Source organism: Pseudomonas flexibilis (assembly GCF_000806415.1).
GTDB classification, from domain to species: Bacteria; Pseudomonadota; Gammaproteobacteria; order Pseudomonadales; family Pseudomonadaceae; genus Serpens; species Serpens flexibilis.
Map to the genome: position 1 here is coordinate 1 of NZ_JTAK01000007.1, position 2,561 is coordinate 2,561.

Here is a 2,561-nt window from a genome sequence, read left to right on the forward strand (position 1 = left end):
TTGCAAGTGACGGCGACATAGATGCTATAAACTATGAGTATCTGCGGAAGCGTCGGATGTGTATAAGAGGCATTAAGTTGCCTCGTAGTTGCCAGACATTGCTCGAAATGACGCCGCCATTGGCAGTGTGGATCGAGGGAAAGAACCTCGGTAAGTTCCATCAGTGAAGCAGCGAGTGTATCCAGTTGTGCGGAGCGGTTCATGGTTTGCGCTCTAACGATTAAGCTAACGGGCGGACAAAAGCGCAGCTTTTGGACGTCCAGCGAACGGAGTGAGCGAAAGTTGAGCGCATTGTTATATGGCTCTCACTCAATTAGTTTCCATGACTGCTTTTCTTTAGCGTTTCGCTGGATTTTTTTGTGCTTGGTGCACAACTCCTCAACCCTGCTTTGCGTGAGCTTGGTTTTAGATGCGATAGCTTCAGTGCTGCGAAAGGTATGAGGCGTCTCTGCCTTAGATGCGGTAAGAAATTTGAAGATTGCATTGCTGTCTCGACGGTTCTGATGTGCGCGCCATAGCCAGCTAATAATGCCGATGATTGCGGCAAGTATGAGGCCGGAGAGCAATGCGTTGTTGGTGGCGAGATCAATGATTTGGCTCATACCTTCCTTGCCATATAACGCCCGGCACACCGGCCCAGCTACGGCACACCAATATATGGTAAAAGCATAGCGACCATATTTTGGTGTGCCGTAGCTGGGTCTGCGTGCTGCCGCTTGTTACATTTGAGCTTGCTTCGACTCTCTCCGAAATGAATCTAGAAAGTCAAATTCCAAGTCCCTATCAACCTTTTCCAGATGAGATAAAGTTCTTTTGAAAATATCACCAGCATATCTTTCTGGCTTTTCTGATCGTGACGCTTTGAGCATTAAAATTTCACGGTTATTATAGGTGAAAGTAACTAGGTTCGATTTTATTTCTTGTTTGAAGGCTTCCGAAATTGGTTGTTTTTCAATCATCTGAAGAACTTTTCTTTCATACTGTTCAATTGAACCGTGATATTTTTTTGCTTCCGCATCAATTCCAACTATGCAAAAGTCGTTATATTTAACGTACTCTGATTTATAAAAATCCAGATGCTGATTTGCATCTTTTTCTTTATCCGCAACACCAAGAATTACAAAGCAGTCACCCGATTTTGAATTTGTCATTGCCGACAAGGTTTTAATTATTTTATTAAATGTCTCTTCAATTAGCTCTCCGCTGCCATCACTAAATTTGTGGAGCCCGACTTTAAAATCATAGCAAACCTGTTCTGTGCGAGACTCATTTAGGATATTTTCTAGACTTTCGACCCAAGAGCTCAAATGCCTATCTGTTCCTGACTTTGGTTTGAAGTGACACTTTATAACGCCAAATATCGATTCAGAAAGCTTTTCACGATCACTCGAATTCCACTTTGTGTCTACATCCAAAGCCCTCAAATGCATATCAAAAATATTTCTCAGGGAATCACAAAGATTCTTATAATTTGCGACCTTTAGATTGTGAACTATTAGGGATTTGTAGAAAGCTATGTATACCACCTGAAATACGCTTGGCGTTTTGTTAGGTCTATCACTAAAAACCAATTCTTTAAATATAGAATTATTACTTTCTAATGTTTTCCTTATTTCATCGAAAACGAAACAAAATTGCTTAAATATTGTTTCATATCCAATTTTGTTTATAGCTATGTTTATGCTCTCACTTTGATTTGAGGACGAGTCATAAATTGAATCTAGATATTTAGATGTGGTTTCTGCGTCTTTTGAATTGGCAATATAGGAAACTATGTGGGCGACAAGCTCTTCATCGCGAGACATTCTGATGTTCTCATATGTTATTACACCATGCTTCGCCCAAAACACCTTATTAAGATCTATGCCATAACCCAGCCCCCTATTGCTGAGGCTAATATTCTTCATGTTCCTCAGGTCGACAATATTAGAATGGGAGCTATCTTTTCGAACATAAATAGAGCAGTCTCTTATAAGGTCTGGTATTTTTCCTAAAGCACCCGCTTGCCTAACATCTTGCTTTGATAAAGTTCTACCTCCGGTATTTATCCTTCTAAAGCTCTCATCAACTTTCTCGCTATCATTTGTATCGCAAATTGAAAAAGGCACTGGATAATCTAATATTTTTGAACAAGAACCGAGATCCAAAGTTGGATTTTTCTGAGCCAACTCACCTTTTTCCATTTGTATTTTAGTCTGTGCTACCGACTCCAAATTGTAATAATGTCCATTGACCGGAAACTCACCTTCAATGAACGAAATTATCGCATTCAGTCTTTGCATCCCATCCAATATTTCGAATGCACTTTCGCCATTTGACTTTATATAGTTTGCGGCGATGATCATCGGAATTGGAAAACCTTGAAGCAAAGAATCTATAAATTTTTGCTTTTCTTCTAGACCCCAAACTAGTTTTCGTTGATATCTTCTATTAATCATATATTTCCCAGAAAGACACTGAGAATAGATATTCTGAACTGGGATTCCTTTAATGCTTAAATTTCCTTGCATTCTTCACCTATTATCGTGATTTAAAAATGTAACGTAGAGCTAACCGGCGCT

3 protein-coding genes are annotated in these 2,561 nt (G+C 39.7%); all 3 read right to left on the reverse strand.

The window, feature by feature from the left end:
* On the reverse strand, positions 1-203 hold a 203-nt coding region (locus PT85_RS18215), incomplete at its 3' end, for a hypothetical protein (RefSeq protein WP_214442708.1).
* 102 nt (positions 204-305) lie between these two features.
* Positions 306-602 carry a hypothetical protein gene (locus PT85_RS16160; RefSeq protein ID WP_039607236.1) on the reverse strand — a complete coding sequence of 99 codons (297 nt, stop codon included), beginning with the start codon at positions 600-602 and terminating at the stop codon, positions 306-308.
* 117 nt (positions 603-719) lie between these two features.
* A complete protein-coding gene (locus PT85_RS17850; RefSeq protein WP_039607237.1) occupies positions 720-2,510 on the reverse strand; it encodes a GmrSD restriction endonuclease domain-containing protein in 1,791 nt (596 codons plus the stop codon).
* Positions 2,511-2,561: the final 51 nt, after the last annotated feature.

Excerpts from the sequence above, each read along its gene's own strand:
- PT85_RS16160 (WP_039607236.1), bottom strand. The coding sequence starts at position 602 with ATGAGCCAAATCATTGATCTCGCCACCAACAACGCATTGCTCTCCGGC.
- PT85_RS17850 (WP_039607237.1), bottom strand. The coding sequence starts at position 2,510 with ATGCAAGGAAATTTAAGCATTAAAGGAATCCCAGTTCAGAATATCTAT.